The sequence below is a fragment of the Caballeronia sp. ATUFL_F1_KS39 genome (genome assembly GCF_023630985.1).
In the GTDB taxonomy this organism is placed as follows: domain Bacteria; phylum Pseudomonadota; class Gammaproteobacteria; order Burkholderiales; family Burkholderiaceae; genus Caballeronia; species Caballeronia zhejiangensis.
Window position 1 is genome coordinate 237,743 of record NZ_JALQDZ010000017.1, and the last position, 15,081, is coordinate 252,823.

A 15,081-nucleotide genomic window follows, 5' to 3' on the forward strand; every position below is an offset into this window, starting at 1 on the left:
AGCATGTTCTGGGAGAAGAAGCTGACGCAGTGGGTTGAAGAAGTGCGCGCGCGGGCCAATTTGCCCGCGCGTCTCGTGCTGTGGGATGGCCAGCAGCACGATTTCGGCCAGTTCGCCGCGCCTCAGGTGACGTTGCACGTAAAGAGCGCGACCGCGCTGCCCTACCTGCTCGAACCGAGTCTCGACAATCTCGGCGAAGCCTACGTGAAGGGCAAGATCGACATCGAAGGCAAGCTGTCCGACATCATCAACATCGGCTACTCGCTCGCGAAAAGCACGGTGACGAGCGCGAGCAAGCTCGCCCGCGTGCGACGCTACTTCAATCATTCGAAGACGTCGGACAAGAAAGCCATTCAGTACCACTACGATGTGTCGAACGAGTTTTATCAGCTCTGGCTCGACAAGAACATGGTGTATTCCTGCGCCTACTTCGAGAATGGCGACGAAGACATCGACACCGCGCAGTTGAAGAAGATCGACCACATTCTCACGAAGATCCAGTTGCAGCCGGGCCAGCGCCTGCTCGATATCGGCTGCGGCTGGGGCGCGCTCGTGATCCGCGCGGCGCAGAAGTTCGGCGCGAATTGCGTCGGCGTCACGCTTTCGGACAATCAGTTCAAGCTCGCGACCGAGCGCGTGAAAGCCGCGGGCCTCGCCGACCGGATCGAAATTCGCCTTCAAGACTATCGCGATATTCCGGGGCAGTTCGACCGCATCACGAGCGTCGGGATGTTCGAGCACGTCGGACGCAAGAATCTGCCGGAATACTTCTCGAGGATTCGCGATCTGCTTGTCGATGACGGCGTCGCGATGAACCACGGCATCACGTCTTCCGATGCCGACAGCGGCGAGACATCGCTCGGCGGCGGCGAGTTCATCGACAAGTATGTGTTTCCGGATGGCGAGCTGCCGCACATCAGCCTCGCGCTCGAATGCATGCAGCGAGGCGGGCTGGAGGCGATCGACGTCGAAAGCCTGCGGCGGCATTACGCGCGCACGCTCGACATCTGGGCCGAGCGGTTTGAGGCCAACGCGGAACAAGCGAAGAAGCTCGTCGACGATGAGCATTTCCGCATCTGGCGCGTGTATCTCGCGGGCTGCGCGTATGCGTTCGAGAACGACGACGTGTCGATCTATCAGGTGATCTGCCGCAAGGCGGGACGCAGCGCGACGACGCTGCCGTGGTCGCGGCGGTATATCTATGAGAAGGCGCTCTGAGACGGGGGCTGATGCTTGAATCAGGCGCAGCGCTTGCCGGTGCCGCGCCTGTTTTTTCGACTATCCGGGCAAGAATTCGCCGTCCATGATCTGCTCGATCGACCAGGGACAGCTTTCCGCGAAATCTTCCAGACCGGTTTCGTTCGAGGCTGCCACGACCGCTTTTTCCCATACGAACGCGAACCACTCCGAATCGCTGAACTTGCCTTTCAAGCTGGGCGCTTCATCGAGCACCAGAGCCACGTCCTTGCGTTGCACTGCGATCATGCGCCTCCAGCTATTGCCACGCCACCCTGGCTGATACTGCCATTTGAGCAAATGGGCTAACAAAACAGTGAGACGACTCACCAGTTCTCGCTGTTCACTCTTACCCACGTCCTCGATCTCCTCCGCGATATGCTCGATGTCCAGAGCCGAGAGCTGCCCCGAGCGCAGCAATGCCGCTTGCTCTTTCGCCCAGAGCACGACGTCCTGTTCGTAGCGCGTTCCCACCTCAAACTCCTGTCTCATCCCGGATCCCCTGCCCGGACACTCGGATATTCTATCCGCTACACTGCGACTTCTTTCGCGCATCGTCGCTCAAGTCGCATCGATTCTTCTGAATTTCGGCTTGCCACTCATGAACACTCACAACCGTGTGAACAACGAAGCCGAACCTCGAAAGCACGAAGTCACCATCACGACGGATCAAGAGTTGGATCTTTTCGGCGAGTCCGCGCCAGCTTCTATCGAACCAGCCAAACCGCCGAGACAACCCAAACCGCGCGGCGTCCTTCCCGCGCCCTTGCAACCCGAACTCGAAGCCCTCGCGAAGCGTCTTCCGGACGCGATCCATCTCGGCACATCGACGTGGTCGTTCCCCGGCTGGCGCGGCATCGTCTATGGCGATGACTACTCGAACACCAAACTCTCCCGCGACGGCCTCACCGCTTATGGCGCGCATCCGCTCCTGAAGAGCGTCTCCATCGACCGGTCGTTTTACGCGCCGCTGTCGCTCGCCGATTACGCGCGTCACGCGTCGCAAGTGCCCGCGCATTTCCGCTTCATCGTGAAAGCGCCCGCATCCGTCACCGATGCCTTCATCCGCGGCGAGCGAGGCACGCCGGACGCGGAAAATCCCGCGTTCCTGAATGCGCAGATCGCCATCGACGAGTTCGTGACGCCGTGCATCGGCGGTCTCGGCGAAAAAGCGGGCGCGCTCGTGTTCCAGTTCTCGCCGCTGCCCGACGCGATGATCGTCGAGCCGGCGCGCTTCATCGAACGGCTGTCGGCGTTTCTGCAAGCGCTGCCGCCGCTCGAAGGCGACGCGTGCTACGCCGTCGAGATCCGTGACGCCGCGATGCTAACGCCGCGCTTTATCCGCGCATTGCGTGACGCGAACGTGCGGTATTGCATCGGCGTTCATGCGCGCATGCCGGACGTGCGCCGTCAGGCGAAAGCGCTGGCGCTGCTCGATGAAGAAAAAATGGGACCGCTCATCGTGCGCTGGAGTCTGCACAACGGCTTCAAATACGAGCAGGCGAAAGCGAAGTACGAGCCGTTCGACAAGATCGTCGACGAAGACCTCGACACGCGCCAAGCGCTCGCCGAACTGGCCGCGCGATATGCGATCGCGGGCCAGCCGGTCGTGATCGCGGCGAACAACAAGGCGGAAGGCTCCGCGCCGCTGACCTGCTTCGAACTCGCGCGCGGCATCGCGCAGGCATGCGAGCGCGCGCGGATCGACTAGCGGCTAGACGCGCATCACGCCTTCAGGCGATGCACGAACTTCTTGCGAAACTTCGCGACCTTCGGCCCGACGACCGCCGCGCAATAACCCTGATTCGGATGCTGCGCGAAGTAGTTCTGGTGATACGCCTCGGCGGGATAGTAATCGTCGTCGAGCGGCACGACTTGCGTGACGATCTTGCCGCCGTAGACATCCTCGCGCTGCAACTCGTCGATGACTTCGAGCGCCGTCTTGCGCTGTTCGTCCGAATGCGTGAAAACGGCCGAGCGATACTGCGTGCCCACATCGTTGCCTTGTCGGTTGAGCTGCGTCGGATCGTGCGTCGCGAAGAAGATCTCGAGCACTTCGCGATATGTGATGACCGACGGATCGAACACGACCTTCACCACTTCCGCGTGACCGGTGTCGCCGCTGCAAACCTGCTCGTACGACGGATTCACCACCTTGCCGCCCGCATAGCCCGATTCGACCGACTCCACGCCCTGCACCGCGAGAAACACGGCTTCGGTGCACCAGAAACATCCGCCGCCGAGAGTCGCGGTCTCAAGTCCGGGTTGAGTCATAAGGCAAGCTCCTCATCAAGTGCATGCGGCCACGCCGCGGATCATGCATATGGATGCGTCCGGCCGATTATTCAATCGCCCGGGCGCGATGAATCGAGCTTACTGGGTTTGCGCACGCCGCGCAGAAAGCCCTCGTGCGGCAGAGAACTTGCTGCCGCAGTACGGTCATTTGACGGCCGGCGGCAGCCGATTCCGATAGAATCGACACAAATCTCCAGCTTTTACATGGCTTCTGAAAAGGTTCTTCCGACTGAAGCGCGACGCGCGGCCGGCTCGGTAGCACACGACACACTCGACCGCCCATTTGCCTGCCGATCTGCCGAATGACACGCGCCAAAACCCCGAATTTCGATCCGACCGCGTTTCGCGCCGCGCTCGGCCAGTTTGCGACCGGCGTCACGGTCATCACGACGCGCACGGCGTCCGGCCAGTTGATCGGCATCACGGCGAGCTCGTTCAACTCGGTGTCGCTGAATCCGCCGCTCGTGCTGTGGAGTCTCGCGACGAAATCGGCGTCGATGCCGGTGTTCCGCGCCAATAGCCACTACGTGGTGAATGTGCTCGCGGCGTCGCAGATCGACCTGTGCAAGCGCTTCGCGACGGTCAAGGGCGACCGCTTCGCGGGCGTCTCGCACGCCGCCGGCGATACCGGCATGCCGGTGCTCGACGGCGCGCTCGCGTGGTTCGAATGCCACAATCGCAGCCGCTACGACGAAGGCGATCACGTAATCTTCGTCGGCGAAGTGGAGCGATGCGGCGTGCGCGAAGATGCGAGCGACGTCGCGCCGCTCGTCTTCCAAGCGGGCGGCTTTCATACGCTCCGCCCGCTCGAATAACGCTCAGGCCGTGTGGCCGCGCCCTGGCTGCTCGATCAGCGCGACCGGCACGCCCGCGTCGTCCTTCATCGTCTGCAACACGATGTTCGAGCGGATGTCGATCACGCCAGGCGCCTTATAGAGCTTCGAGAGAATGAAGTCGGAGTAATGCTTGAGGTTGTGCGCAAGCACGCGCAGCACGTAGTGCGTGTCGCCCGTGACGACGAACGCGCCGACTACTTCGGGCCATTCGCGCACGGCCGCGGCGAACTTCTCGTGCCAGTTTTCCTGGTCGTTGCGCATCGAGACGTGGACGAACGCCTCCAGTTCGATGCCAAGCCGCTCGCGGTCGAGGCACGCGCGATAGCTCGCGATCACCCCTTCCTCTTCCAGCAGCCGCATTCGGCGCAGACACGCCGACGGCGAGAGCGAGATGCGCTCCGCCAGGTCCAGGTTACTGATCCGTCCATCTTCCTGCAGTACCGCCAGAATTCGGCAATCCGTTGCATCGAGCGTGAATCCGGTCATTTTTGAGTCCCCTAGCCCGTTTCATCGAATTATGTTCTAAGCGCGACAGTTTTGGGTGGTTATTTTGCAAGCACTTTTCGAGATGACACGACTATGATTTGACGCATCTCCACGCTTTCTGCTAGGGCGCGTCATGACGCTGCTGGACATTTCTCCACCGATCAATCCCGCCACGCCCGTCTGGCCGGGCGACACGCCGGTCGGCATCGAGCGCGTGTGGCGCATGGAGGCGGGCTCGCCCGTCAACGTCGCGCGGCTTACGCTTTCGCCGCACACCGGCTCACATGCCGATGCCCCGCTTCACTACGACGAACACGGCGCGCCGATCGGCGAAGTCTCGCTCGACACGTACATCGGTGCGTGCCGCGTCGTGCACTGCATCGGCGCGTCGCCGCTCGTGACGCCCGAGCACGTCGCCGCGCATCTCGCCGACTGTCCGCCGCGCGTTTTGTTGCGCACCTACACGAACGCGCCGCTCGACGCATGGGACAGCGCTTTCGCCGCCGTCGCGCCCGAAACGATCGACTTGCTGGCAGAAAAAGGCGTGAAGCTCATCGGCATCGATACGCCGTCGCTCGATCCGCAAGACTCGAAGACGATGGATGCCCACAAGCGCATCCGCGCGCACGGCATGGCGATTCTCGAAGGCCTCGTGCTCGATGCCGCCGCGCCCGGCGATTTTGAACTGATCGCCCTGCCGCTCAAATTCTCGACGCTCGACGCGAGTCCCGTTCGCGCCGTCCTGCGTCCGCTTTCCTGATGATCTTCAAATTTATGGACTTTTCGATGAAACATCGTAACGAAGCCGCGGCGCTCGACCGCGACGATCCGCTCGGCGCGCTGCGCGACCAGTTCGCGCTCGCCGACGGCGTGATCTATCTCGACGGCAACTCGCTCGGCGTGCCGCCCAAGGCCGCCGCCGCGCGCGCCGCCGATGTGATCGCCGCCGAATGGGGCGAAGGCCTGATCCGCAGCTGGAACACGGCCGGCTGGTTCGCGCTGCCCAAGCGCCTCGGCAACAAGCTGGCGCCGCTGATCGGCGCGGGCGAGGACGAAGTCGTCGTCACCGATACGATTTCGGCGAATCTTTTCAAGATCCTGTCGGCCGCGCTCAAGCTCGCGAACGAGCGCGATCCGAAGCGGCGCGTGATCGTCTCCGAACGTTCGAACTTTCCGACCGATCTGTACATCGCGCAGGGCTTGATCGAGCAACTGGATCGCGGCTACGAGCTGCGTCTCGTCGATGACCCTTCCGAATTGCCGACGGCGATTGACGAAAACACCGCCATTGCGATGATTACGCACGTCAACTATCGCACCGGCTACATGCACGACATGGCCGCGCTCACCGAGAGCATTCATCGCGCGGGCGCGCTCGCGGTCTGGGATCTCGCGCATTCGGCGGGCGCGGTGCCGGTCGATCTGAACGGTGTGGGCGCGGATTACGCCGTTGGCTGCACGTACAAGTATTTGAACGGCGGGCCGGGTTCGCCCGCGTTCGTTTGGGTGCCGAAGCGCCATCAGAACGCGTTTTCGCAGCCGCTTTCCGGCTGGTGGGGGCACAAGAAGCCGTTCGAAATGAACCCGGTGTATCGGCCGGACGACGGCATCGGCCGTTTTCTTTGCGGCACGCAGCCGATCGTGTCGATGTCGCTCGCCGAATGCGGGCTCGATGTTTTCCTGCAAACCGACATGCAGGCTCTGCGTCGCAAATCGCTCGCGCTTTCGGACTTGTTTATCAAGCTCGTCGAGGAACGTTGCGGCGACTTTCCGCTGTCGCTCGCGACGCCGCGCGATCACGCGCAACGCGGCTCGCAGGCGAGCTTCGAGCATCCGAACGGCTATGAAGTGATGCAGGCGCTGATCGCGCGCGGCGTGATCGGCGATTATCGCGAACCGCGCATCTTGCGCTTCGGCTTCACGCCGCTCTACACACGTTTCGTCGATGTATGGGACGCCGTCGAAATCCTGCGCGACGTGCTCGCGACCGAAAGCTGGCGCGCGCCCGAGTTCGCCGAGCGCGCATCGGTGACTTGAGAGGAACGTCGACATGAGCACTACACAAGGCTGCCCTTTCGGCCACGGCGCGCAGAACGCGACGCAAGAAAAAGGCTGGCACGACGCCAAGCTCGATTTCTCCGATTCGATGAGCTACGGCGATTACCTCGGCCTCGATTCGATCCTCAACGCGCAGCGTCCGCTCTCGCCGGATCACAACGAGATGCTGTTCATCGTGCAGCATCAGACGAGCGAGCTGTGGATGAAGCTCGCGCTATACGAACTGCGCGCGGCGCTCGCGGCGGTGCATCGCGATGAATTGCCGCCCGCGTTCAAAATGCTCGCGCGCGTGTCGCGCATCTTCGAGCAGCTGGTGCAGGCGTGGAACGTCCTCGCGACGATGACGCCCTCCGAATACACCGCGATGCGCCCGTATCTCGGACAGTCGTCGGGCTTTCAGTCGCATCAATATCGGCAGATCGAGTTCATGCTCGGCAACAAGAACGAGCAGATGCTGAAGCCGCACGCGCATCGGCCGGAGATTCTCCCGCAGGTCCGCGAAACGCTCGAGGCGCCCTCTTTCTATGACGAAGTGATTCGCCTGCTCGCGCGACGCGGCTTCGCGATCGATCCGGCGCGCCTGAACCGCGACTGGACGCAGCCGACGACGCACGATCCGTCTGTCGAAGCGGCGTGGCTCGCGGTGTATCGCGATCCGTCGCAACACTGGGATTTGTACGAGATGGCCGAGGAACTCGTCGATCTCGAAGACGCGTTCCGGCAATGGCGCTTCCGGCATGTGACGACGGTGGAGCGCATCATCGGTTTCAAGGGCGGCACGGGCGGCACGGCAGGCGCGTCGTATCTGCGCAAGATGCTCGATGTCGTGCTGTTCCCGGAGCTTTGGCACGTCCGAACGGTGCTCTGAGTCGTTACGCGAGACGCGCGGCAAGCGCCTTCAGCTTCGGGCCGATCGTCTCGCGGAAATACGCTTCGCCCATCGATGACGCCGGCCCGCTGCTCGACAGCACGAGCCAGCGTCCGTTGCGCAGATCACGGACCGGCGCGGCGATGGCGTTCACATCGTCGTGCCACTCGCGAAACGAGTAGCAGCAGCCGTCGCGCGCGAAATCCTCGATCGAGCGGCGGGCCGCTTCGACCTTCTCTTCGCCTTCGTTCCTGCCGAGTTCCTCAAACAGAGCTTCGCGCGCCGCGTCGTCCTGCACGGCGAGATAGGCGCGGCCCATCGAACTCGTGAGCATCGACAGACGCGAGCCCGGCGCGAGGCCGAGCGTCAGCGCCGTCTCGCTGCGGATGGTTTCCAGATAGATCATGTCGAGCCCGTCGCGGCAGCCGAGCGACACCGCCGCGCCGATCTCCCGCGCCAGCGCGCGCATGTGCGGACGCGCGAGTTCCAGCGTGTCCGCGCCCGCGAGCAGCGTGAAGCCAAGCGACAGCACGCCGGTATCGAGCGCGTATTTGCCCGCGGGTTCGTCGAAACGAAGATAGCCGAGCGTCGTCAAGGTGTAGGCGAGACGATTGACCGTCGCCTTCGGCAATCCCGTGCGGTCGACGAAATCGCGATTGCCGAGCAGCGTCTCGCCGGGACGAAACGCGCGCAGCAGTTCGAGCCCGCGAGCGAGCGCGACGACGAACTTGCGCTCGTCGACATCCTCCGACGAGATGAGGCGCCCGGAATTTCGATTGGAATCTGTCGACATCGGGTGATAGACTCGGAGCTGATTTGCAAAACATTGTTCCGCTTAGCGGAACTCACGTCAAGCGCCACGCGCTTCGCCCGATCACGCGAGCCGATCGGCGCACGGCGCTTCACGATGAAATCAGGAGATAGCACATGGCCGACGCCGCCCGTTTCAACTGGGAAGATCCGCTCCTGCTGGATCAGCAACTGACCGAAGACGAACGCATGGTGCGCGACGCCGCGCGCGCGTACGCGCAGGACAAACTGCAGCCGCGCGTCATGCAGGCGTTTCGCGAGGAGAAGACCGATCCGGCGATCTTCCGCGAAATGGGCGAACTGGGCCTGCTCGGACCGACGATTCCCGAACAGTACGGCGGCCCGGGCCTGAACTACGTGTGCTACGGGCTGATCGCGCGTGAAGTGGAGCGCGTGGATTCGGGTTATCGCTCGATGATGTCGGTGCAGTCATCGCTCGTGATGGTGCCGATCAACACGTTCGGCAGCGACGCGCAAAAGGAAAAGTATCTGCCGAAGCTCGCGCGCGGCGAGTGGATCGGCTGCTTCGGCCTCACCGAGCCGAACGCGGGTTCCGATCCGGCCAGCATGACGACGCGCGCGAAAAAAGTGCAGAACGGCTTCTCGCTGTCGGGCACGAAGATGTGGATCTCGAACTCGCCAATCGCGGATGTGTTCGTCGTCTGGGCGAAGCTGGAGGAAGACGGGCGCGACGAGATCCGCGGCTTTATCCTCGAGAAAGGCTGGAAGGGTCTGTCGGCGCCGGCGATTCACGGCAAGGTCGGCTTGCGCGCGTCGATCACCGGCGAGATCGTAATGGACGAAGTGTTCGTCCCCGAAGAGAACATGCTGCCGAACGTGCGCGGCCTCAAAGGTCCGTTCACTTGCCTCAACTCGGCGCGCTACGGCATTTCCTGGGGCGCGCTCGGCGCGGCCGAAACGTGCTGGCACACGGCGCGACAGTACACGCTCGATCGCAAGCAATTCGGTCGGCCGCTTGCCGCGAATCAACTGATTCAGAAAAAGCTCGCCGACATGCAGACCGAAATCACGCTCGGACTGCAGGGCGTGCTGCGCCTCGGCCGCATGAAGGACGAAGGCACGGCGGCCGTCGAGATCACGTCGATCATGAAGCGCAATTCGTGCGGCAAGGCGCTCGACATCGCCCGGCTCGCGCGCGACATGCTCGGCGGCAACGGCATCTCCGATGAATTTGGTGTCGCGCGTCATCTCGTGAACCTCGAAGTGGTGAACACGTACGAAGGCACGCACGATATTCACGCGTTGATTCTCGGACGCGCCCAAACCGGAATCCAGGCGTTTTTCTAAACAAGCTTCATTCACAATCGAAAAGGGCTGGCGCTTGTTGCGCCAGTCCTTTTTGTTTTCACGCGTGCATTCGCGCATCGGCGTGTGTAACTTTCGATCTACGCCTGAAACTTTTACGGGCCAGATCGTATCAATTCGAAACGATGTCGATGAAATCACGAGGCGTCGGCTGTCGCGCACGGCCCGATGCGACTGGAACGGAAACTGCGACATTCAGCGCGGCAGGGCGCACGTCTCCTCGTCAGCGATCCCATCTTTGGTTACGATTCGCGTAACCTCACCGATTGGAGCCTTTAATGTCAGAAATCAACAAGGAGCGATTCATGTCGGATATCAAATCAGTACTCGCTGACGCCGAAGATCTCTTGAAGCAAGCAGCTACCGCCACCGGCGAACGCGCCTCCGAACTGCGCGAGACCGCACTCACCCGTCTGAAGCAAGCCAAGGAAAAAGCCGCCGACGCGCAAGTCGTCGTGATCGAGCGAGGCAAGAAGGCCGCCCGCGCCACCGACGATTACGTGCACGAGCATCCGTGGGCGTCCATTGGGATCGCGGCTGGCATCGGCATGGTGATCGGACTTCTGATCAACCGGAAGTAAAGCACCCGTCTTCGATTCAATGGCCCGCAGATTGCTAATCAGCTTTCTGTCGCGGTCCCCGCTGGACTGAACCGCGAGCGCCTCGCCCGGGCGCGCGGTTCGACACTCGCACCGGCCGGCTGCCTCGAGCGCCGACCGGACCCACAAACAGCGGCACCAAACGCGCCTCTCGCATTCAAGCCATGACGACAGAACGGCCAACGCAGCAATCGTCTCCCGGACCGTTGCGACGAATTCTGAGCTCCGCCTTCGCCATCTTCGAGACGCGCCTTGAACTCATCGGCATCGAGCTTCAGCAAGAAAAGGAGCGGCTCATCGGCGTGCTTTTCCTCGGGCTCGCCGCCATGATGCTCGCGATGATGGCGCTCATCTCCCTGACGGTGCTCATCGCCATCTTTTTCTGGGACACGTATCGCTGGCAGGCGCTCGGCGGCATCACCCTTCTGTACGCGCTGATCGCGGTCGGATGCGGCCTGCGTGCGCGCAGCAATCTGCGCGATGCGCCGAACATGTTCGACGACACGCTCGCCGAATTCCGCAAGGACCGCGATACCTTCCGTTGATTCCCGCGCCCAAATCAAGCCATGAGCCAACACGACGACACCTTCAAGCCTCCCAAGCGCGGCAAGATGCAGAAGCTGCGCACGCCGCACATGCGCGCGCTGCGCAAGGAACTGCTGATCGCCCGCGCGGATGTCGAGCGCATGGAGCTGCGGCAAGCCACCTATGATCTGCGCACGTCGGTCACGCATTTCAGCGTGCTGCGCTTCCTGATGCCTGGCAGCGGCGGCTCGCGCCGCTGGGGCAAGCGCGGCCGCGGCGGCTCGGCAGGCGGCATTGGCGGCATGCTCGCTTCGCTGCTCGGCTCGGGCAATGTCGGCTTGCTGTTCAAGCAGTATCCGGTCATCGGATCGCTCGCCTCGCTCGTACTCACCAAGCCGGTGCGGACGAAGCTGTTGCACAGCGCGAAGCCGGTGCTCAAATGGGGCGGTCTCGCGCTCGCCGGATGGGAAGGCTGGCGCATCTACACGCAGATGAAGAACGCCGCGCCCGAAACCTCCAACGACGCCGTCGATCCAACCGTTTTCTGACACCCGCATCAACTCTTCCCCGCCCAGCATGACGCCGACTGTGCCGCATCGAGCGGCGTGGTCGCGTCAGGCGGGCGATTCCAGCGCAGCCCGGTGGCGTCGATGACGAACACGCCGCAGACATCGTCCTGCATCGCGCCCGCCCCGACCGGCACGGCTTCGATCGCATAACCGCCGTTCGTCGGCGTTTCCGGCAGCACGGCCACGCTGTACACGGCCGCCCCGCTCGACGGCGCGCGATCGAGCCCGGAAGCGAGCGCGATCACCTCGCCGCTTTCCGATTTTTGCGCAAGACGCGCGGTTTCCACGAACTGAACCGCGCGCAGCAAGGCCGACGCGGCGTCGAGCCGATGCGCCTTCACCACGTGCGCCCGATACGCCGGGATCGAGAAAGTCGCGATGATCGCGGCAACGCCCAGCCCGATCATCAGTTCAAGCAGACTGAAGCCCTTTTCGTTCATATCGATCCTCAAAACGGCCTAGCGACGACGCGCCGCCAATACTGGGTGCTCACGCCATCGGCGGTATCGATCCTAAGTTGCAGCCAAGCCTCGGAATCGGCATTCGCGCCGAAGCCCCGCGCGGTAATCAAATACGATGCGTTGGCCCGCGATTCGATCAGGCATTGCGGGGCGCGGCGCGCGTACGGCCACGAAGCGAACGGCGCGATCGCGGCAGCGGACGGTCCGTCGAACGAGGATTTCGCGCGCCATCGCGACGGCTCGTCCTTCGAACTCGGCGTTGGCAACGCGAGGGAAAGCATTCGGCTGCATCGAATCAACGCGCTGTCCGCGGCATGAAACGCGTGGACGCGCTCGCGCGTCGCGACGATCGCGCGCGCCGCTACGAGCGACGTTTGCAGCCATGCGGCAGCCGCGATCAACATCATCGCGGCGAGGATCAGCACGATCGGCAACGTGCTTGCGCGTGTCAGCGAACGTCGCTTCATTGCGCGCCTCCGGACGGCGACGCCACCGAATTCCGTATCGCGACGCGCCGCCAGAAGACCTGGCGAACGCGGCCGTCCTCGACGGTTACGGGCAAGCCGTTGCAATCCACATAGTCCGTTTTCCGCTTGGCGTGTGCGATGAAACCGCGCACGACGATGCATACGTCCGCAGCATGGAAATCGCGCCAGCGTTCGCGCGCGATAGCCGAAGCATCCGATGCCGACGGCGCCCCCGCGAGCCAATACATCACCCGCATTCGCTCGATGCCTTCGACGATCGGCTGCGCCTGTCTGCCGCCGCCTTCGCAGTACAACTCGGGCTCTCCGGTGGAACTGCTCGGCTTCCCGTAGAACCGGTTCGTGACGATGGCGTCGGAGACCGCCTGGCCAAGGCAATCGGTCGGCGCGCCTGCGGTCGACGGCCAGGTCGAGACGGCGTCGGCTGAATAGCGAACCTGCAGGCCGTCCGAATGGCTTGCGAGCGATTCGCACGATGCGGTTGTATCCGCTCCAATCACGCGGCCTTGCGCGCAACCGAACATCGACGCATCGACCGGCGAATCCACGCTCGATGCGAATGCGGCCATCTGGATCTGCTGGGCGAGCATTTCCAAAGCGCTGGACGCGGCGTCGTGAATGCGCGCGGCATCGGCGGCGCGGTCGAAAGCGGCGCGCTGCCCGCGATAGAGCGACAGCGAAGCGGTCACGATCAGCATGCCGAGCGCGAGCGCAATCGTCATCTCCAGCAGCGTATGGCCGCGCGATGAGAGCAAGCGCGGAGGCATCGCGCAAACGCCACAGCGATGCACGACGTGAGCGGCTTAGCCTGCTGTTCGGGGCACGGCTTCGAGCGGTCTTGCGCGTGCCAGCTCACGGTCGCGATGCGCACGCCATCGGCGCGATCGGATATTGCCACGTCGCCCGCAGGCAGCATCGACACCGCTCTCCCCTGCCATTGCGACACGATCGCCGCACGGTCCGCATCGCTGCGAATGCCTTCCGCGACGGAATCTGCGATCAGCGCGGCCCGTTCGTGCAGCAACGCCGCGCGCGAGCGCGCTTTGCGTCGCGATGAGTCCGAGCGCGGTCACGGCCATCAGCGTAAGCGCGATCATCACTTCGATCAGCGAATCTCCACGTTGAACGTCTTTCATGCCGAGGCTCCGCAGCCGCCTGAGGTCATGCGCGCCCGGCCGCCTGCCGCGAGCCGTATGCATCGACGTGACGACGGATTCGCGGCGGAATCGGCGCCGCGCGGACCGAATTCGAAGCTGCGGAATCCGCCGATCACCTGCCCCGAAGGCGGCGTGAACGAAAGCTCGGTCGATGTCCCGGCGATGGAAACCGATGTCATCGCCGGCTGCATGCGCAAAAGCGTCGAAACACCGTCGCGCTCGACGAACAAGCCCCATCCGCACGACCAGTCGGTGACACCGCTTTCGCAGCTTCGGCCCGATGCGAGGCAATGACGAGACGCATCGATCCTGCAAAGCGTGACGCGTGCACCGCGCCGCACGGCTTCGGCGCGCGCAAGCGACAGCGTGGAAAAGAGCGCGCGCGCCCGTGCATCGACTTGATCGCGCGTCTGCCACGCGACGAACGAAGGCGCGGCGAACGTCGCGAGGATCGCCATGACGGCGAGCACCACGCAAAGTTCGACGAGCGTGAAATCTTGATTTGATGCGGGAATCGTCTGCATGCCTTATCGATCGAATCGAGCCGAAAAGCTCAATCTAGCGATAAGTCAGGCGCGCCACCATTAGCCGAATGGCCGAGTGTTCGCGTTCTCCGATACCGGGCAGACTGCGCGAGCGAATGTCAGGAAACGTGGCTTGGGAAGGAAACGAAGCGGAAAAGATCAGCGCTTGCGCGAACTCGACTTCTTCGGAGCGGTGCGCCGGAATTCATCGAGCACGTCTTCGAATTCGGAGACGTCTTCGAAACGCTTGTAGACGGAGGCGAAACGCACGTAAGCGATGGTATCAAGCTGTCGCAGCTCGTTCATGACGAGCTCGCCGAGACGCTCGCTCTGCACTTCGCGCTCGCCGCTGCCGAGCAACTGATACTCGATGCGCGACGCGGCGGCATCGATCGCATCGGCGGCGACCGGGCGCTTTCGCAGCGCAAGCTGCATGCTCGCGACGATCTTGCGTCGATCGAACTCGGTGCGGCTGCCGTCTTTCTTGACGACGCTCGGCAGCGCCAGTTCGACGCGTTCATACGTGGTGAAACGCTTGTCGCACGCAGGACAGCGCCGCCGCCGCCGAATGGCCGCGCCATCCTCCGACACGCGAGAATCCACGACCTGGGTATCTTCGTGTCGGCAAAATGGGCAGCGCATCGGCGGTGTGCTCGCGAATTAACGGTAGACCGGGAAACGCTTGGTCAGATCGGCCACTTGCGCGCGCACGCGCTCGAGGTTCGCCTGGTCTTCCGGATTGTCGAGCACGTCGGCGATCAGGTTGCCCACGATCTCCGCTTCCTTCGTGCCGAAGCCGCGCGTGGTCATCGCGGGCGAGCCGAGGCGCACGCCGCTCGTGACGAA

General features: G+C 63.1%; 19 protein-coding genes and 1 pseudogene. 10 read left to right on the top strand and 10 right to left on the bottom strand.

The genetic code is table 11. The features are described from left to right. The first annotated feature begins 3 nt into the window (after nucleotides 1-3). Nucleotides 4-1,218, top strand: a complete 1,215-nt coding sequence (locus NCR93_RS11175) for a class I SAM-dependent methyltransferase (protein ID WP_034471560.1) — start codon at nucleotides 4-6, stop codon at nucleotides 1,216-1,218. A 60-nt stretch (nucleotides 1,219-1,278) separates the two neighbouring features. Here the strand turns inward: NCR93_RS11175 and NCR93_RS11180 are convergent, their stop codons facing one another. Next, entirely contained in the window at nucleotides 1,279-1,710 is a 432-nt protein-coding gene (locus NCR93_RS11180; protein WP_250507503.1) for a DUF29 domain-containing protein, read from the bottom strand. A gap of 127 nt (nucleotides 1,711-1,837) precedes the next feature. Between NCR93_RS11180 and NCR93_RS11185 the strand changes: the two genes are divergently transcribed. Further along, nucleotides 1,838-2,947 carry a DUF72 domain-containing protein gene (locus NCR93_RS11185; RefSeq protein ID WP_034471558.1) on the top strand — a complete coding sequence of 370 codons (1,110 nt, stop codon included), beginning with the start codon at nucleotides 1,838-1,840 and terminating at the stop codon, nucleotides 2,945-2,947. Nucleotides 2,948-2,961: 14 nt separating this feature from the next. Here the strand turns inward: NCR93_RS11185 and msrA are convergent, their stop codons facing one another. Beyond that, nucleotides 2,962-3,510, bottom strand: a complete 549-nt coding sequence (msrA, locus tag NCR93_RS11190) for a peptide-methionine (S)-S-oxide reductase MsrA (RefSeq protein WP_008342768.1) — start codon at nucleotides 3,508-3,510, stop codon at nucleotides 2,962-2,964. Nucleotides 3,511-3,833: 323 nt separating this feature from the next. Between msrA and NCR93_RS11195 the strand changes: the two genes are divergently transcribed. Then, complete coding sequence (locus tag NCR93_RS11195) at nucleotides 3,834-4,346, top strand: flavin reductase family protein (RefSeq protein ID WP_008342770.1); 513 nt, start codon at nucleotides 3,834-3,836, stop codon at nucleotides 4,344-4,346. A 3-nt stretch (nucleotides 4,347-4,349) separates the two neighbouring features. On the opposite strand, the gene NCR93_RS11200 is transcribed toward NCR93_RS11195, so the two are convergent. Then, a complete protein-coding gene (locus tag NCR93_RS11200) occupies nucleotides 4,350-4,853 on the bottom strand; it encodes an Lrp/AsnC family transcriptional regulator (RefSeq protein ID WP_008342772.1) in 504 nt (167 codons plus the stop codon). 133 nt (nucleotides 4,854-4,986) lie between these two features. Between NCR93_RS11200 and kynB the strand changes: the two genes are divergently transcribed. Genes kynB through kynA form a run of 3 tightly spaced genes read left to right on the top strand, consistent with a single transcriptional unit; the run spans nucleotide 4,987 to nucleotide 7,779 of the window. Further along, on the top strand, nucleotides 4,987-5,613 hold the full coding sequence (kynB, locus tag NCR93_RS11205) for an arylformamidase (RefSeq protein ID WP_250532216.1): 627 nt from the start codon (nucleotides 4,987-4,989) through the stop codon (nucleotides 5,611-5,613). Between the two features lie 26 nt (nucleotides 5,614-5,639). Next, a complete protein-coding gene (kynU, locus tag NCR93_RS11210) occupies nucleotides 5,640-6,890 on the top strand; it encodes a kynureninase (RefSeq protein WP_008342775.1) in 1,251 nt (416 codons plus the stop codon). Nucleotides 6,891-6,903: 13 nt separating this feature from the next. Further along, nucleotides 6,904-7,779: a tryptophan 2,3-dioxygenase gene (gene kynA / locus NCR93_RS11215; protein ID WP_250532217.1), complete on the top strand. Its 876-nt coding sequence runs from the start codon at nucleotides 6,904-6,906 to the stop codon at nucleotides 7,777-7,779. Nucleotides 7,780-7,783: 4 nt separating this feature from the next. Here kynA and NCR93_RS11220 read toward each other — a convergent pair whose 3' ends face one another. Further along, entirely contained in the window at nucleotides 7,784-8,572 is a 789-nt protein-coding gene (locus NCR93_RS11220; RefSeq protein ID WP_250519745.1) for an IclR family transcriptional regulator, read from the bottom strand. A gap of 134 nt (nucleotides 8,573-8,706) precedes the next feature. Here NCR93_RS11220 and NCR93_RS11225 point away from each other — a divergent pair, with 134 nt between their 5' ends. The 4 genes from NCR93_RS11225 to NCR93_RS11240 all read left to right on the top strand — a co-directional run bounded on the left by NCR93_RS11225 (nucleotide 8,707) and on the right by NCR93_RS11240 (nucleotide 11,587). Further along, nucleotides 8,707-9,897: an acyl-CoA dehydrogenase gene (locus NCR93_RS11225; protein ID WP_008342779.1), complete on the top strand. Its 1,191-nt coding sequence runs from the start codon at nucleotides 8,707-8,709 to the stop codon at nucleotides 9,895-9,897. Between the two features lie 296 nt (nucleotides 9,898-10,193). Continuing rightward, a complete protein-coding gene (locus tag NCR93_RS11230; protein ID WP_008342781.1) occupies nucleotides 10,194-10,496 on the top strand; it encodes an ElaB/YgaM/YqjD family protein in 303 nt (100 codons plus the stop codon). A 182-nt stretch (nucleotides 10,497-10,678) separates the two neighbouring features. Then, the gene (locus tag NCR93_RS11235) at nucleotides 10,679-11,059 is read left to right on the top strand and encodes a phage holin family protein (RefSeq protein WP_244807603.1); all 381 of its coding nucleotides are present in this window, start codon (nucleotides 10,679-10,681) and stop codon (nucleotides 11,057-11,059) included. A 21-nt stretch (nucleotides 11,060-11,080) separates the two neighbouring features. After that, a complete protein-coding gene (locus tag NCR93_RS11240; protein WP_008342783.1) occupies nucleotides 11,081-11,587 on the top strand; it encodes a DUF3318 domain-containing protein in 507 nt (168 codons plus the stop codon). An 8-nt stretch (nucleotides 11,588-11,595) separates the two neighbouring features. Here NCR93_RS11240 and NCR93_RS11245 read toward each other — a convergent pair whose 3' ends face one another. From NCR93_RS11245 to glyA, 6 genes and pseudogenes are all read right to left on the bottom strand, one after another. Continuing rightward, a complete protein-coding gene (locus NCR93_RS11245) occupies nucleotides 11,596-12,048 on the bottom strand; it encodes a type IV pilin protein (protein WP_250518311.1) in 453 nt (150 codons plus the stop codon). An 8-nt stretch (nucleotides 12,049-12,056) separates the two neighbouring features. Beyond that, the gene (locus tag NCR93_RS11250) at nucleotides 12,057-12,536 is read right to left on the bottom strand and encodes a hypothetical protein (RefSeq protein ID WP_250518312.1); all 480 of its coding nucleotides are present in this window, start codon (nucleotides 12,534-12,536) and stop codon (nucleotides 12,057-12,059) included. Continuing rightward, on the bottom strand, nucleotides 12,533-13,321 hold the full coding sequence (locus NCR93_RS11255) for a PilW family protein (RefSeq protein WP_250518313.1): 789 nt from the start codon (nucleotides 13,319-13,321) through the stop codon (nucleotides 12,533-12,535). The genes NCR93_RS11250 and NCR93_RS11255 overlap by 4 nt, the downstream gene beginning before the upstream one ends. 365 nt (nucleotides 13,322-13,686) lie before the next feature. Continuing rightward, the gene (locus NCR93_RS11260) at nucleotides 13,687-14,235 is read right to left on the bottom strand and encodes a GspH/FimT family pseudopilin (RefSeq protein ID WP_244807607.1); all 549 of its coding nucleotides are present in this window, start codon (nucleotides 14,233-14,235) and stop codon (nucleotides 13,687-13,689) included. Nucleotides 14,236-14,394: 159 nt separating this feature from the next. Then, a complete protein-coding gene (nrdR, locus tag NCR93_RS11265) occupies nucleotides 14,395-14,877 on the bottom strand; it encodes a transcriptional regulator NrdR (RefSeq protein ID WP_008342795.1) in 483 nt (160 codons plus the stop codon). Nucleotides 14,878-14,895: 18 nt separating this feature from the next. After that, nucleotides 14,896-15,081, bottom strand: a pseudogene (gene glyA / locus NCR93_RS11270) (serine hydroxymethyltransferase); the annotation flags it as partial.

What these genes read in the sequence shown, in the direction of transcription:
- NCR93_RS11245 (WP_250518311.1), bottom strand. Translation starts at nt 12,048, where the DNA reads ATGAACGAAAAGGGCTTCAGTCTGCTTGAACTGATGATCGGGCTGGGC.
- NCR93_RS11175 (WP_034471560.1), top strand. Translation starts at nt 4, where the DNA reads ATGTTCTGGGAGAAGAAGCTGACGCAGTGGGTTGAAGAAGTGCGCGCG.
- nrdR (WP_008342795.1), bottom strand. Translation starts at nt 14,877, where the DNA reads ATGCGCTGCCCATTTTGCCGACACGAAGATACCCAGGTCGTGGATTCT.
- NCR93_RS11195 (WP_008342770.1), top strand. Translation starts at nt 3,834, where the DNA reads ATGACACGCGCCAAAACCCCGAATTTCGATCCGACCGCGTTTCGCGCC.
- NCR93_RS11230 (WP_008342781.1), top strand. Translation starts at nt 10,194, where the DNA reads ATGTCAGAAATCAACAAGGAGCGATTCATGTCGGATATCAAATCAGTA.
- msrA (WP_008342768.1), bottom strand. Translation starts at nt 3,510, where the DNA reads ATGACTCAACCCGGACTTGAGACCGCGACTCTCGGCGGCGGATGTTTC.
- kynA (WP_250532217.1), top strand. Translation starts at nt 6,904, where the DNA reads ATGAGCACTACACAAGGCTGCCCTTTCGGCCACGGCGCGCAGAACGCG.
- NCR93_RS11260 (WP_244807607.1), bottom strand. Translation starts at nt 14,235, where the DNA reads ATGCAGACGATTCCCGCATCAAATCAAGATTTCACGCTCGTCGAACTT.
- NCR93_RS11255 (WP_250518313.1), bottom strand. Translation starts at nt 13,321, where the DNA reads ATGCCTCCGCGCTTGCTCTCATCGCGCGGCCATACGCTGCTGGAGATG.
- NCR93_RS11240 (WP_008342783.1), top strand. Translation starts at nt 11,081, where the DNA reads ATGAGCCAACACGACGACACCTTCAAGCCTCCCAAGCGCGGCAAGATG.
- NCR93_RS11250 (WP_250518312.1), bottom strand. Translation starts at nt 12,536, where the DNA reads ATGAAGCGACGTTCGCTGACACGCGCAAGCACGTTGCCGATCGTGCTG.
- NCR93_RS11200 (WP_008342772.1), bottom strand. Translation starts at nt 4,853, where the DNA reads ATGACCGGATTCACGCTCGATGCAACGGATTGCCGAATTCTGGCGGTA.
- NCR93_RS11185 (WP_034471558.1), top strand. Translation starts at nt 1,838, where the DNA reads ATGAACACTCACAACCGTGTGAACAACGAAGCCGAACCTCGAAAGCAC.
- kynU (WP_008342775.1), top strand. Translation starts at nt 5,640, where the DNA reads ATGAAACATCGTAACGAAGCCGCGGCGCTCGACCGCGACGATCCGCTC.
- NCR93_RS11235 (WP_244807603.1), top strand. Translation starts at nt 10,679, where the DNA reads ATGACGACAGAACGGCCAACGCAGCAATCGTCTCCCGGACCGTTGCGA.
- NCR93_RS11225 (WP_008342779.1), top strand. Translation starts at nt 8,707, where the DNA reads ATGGCCGACGCCGCCCGTTTCAACTGGGAAGATCCGCTCCTGCTGGAT.
- kynB (WP_250532216.1), top strand. Translation starts at nt 4,987, where the DNA reads ATGACGCTGCTGGACATTTCTCCACCGATCAATCCCGCCACGCCCGTC.
- NCR93_RS11220 (WP_250519745.1), bottom strand. Translation starts at nt 8,572, where the DNA reads ATGTCGACAGATTCCAATCGAAATTCCGGGCGCCTCATCTCGTCGGAG.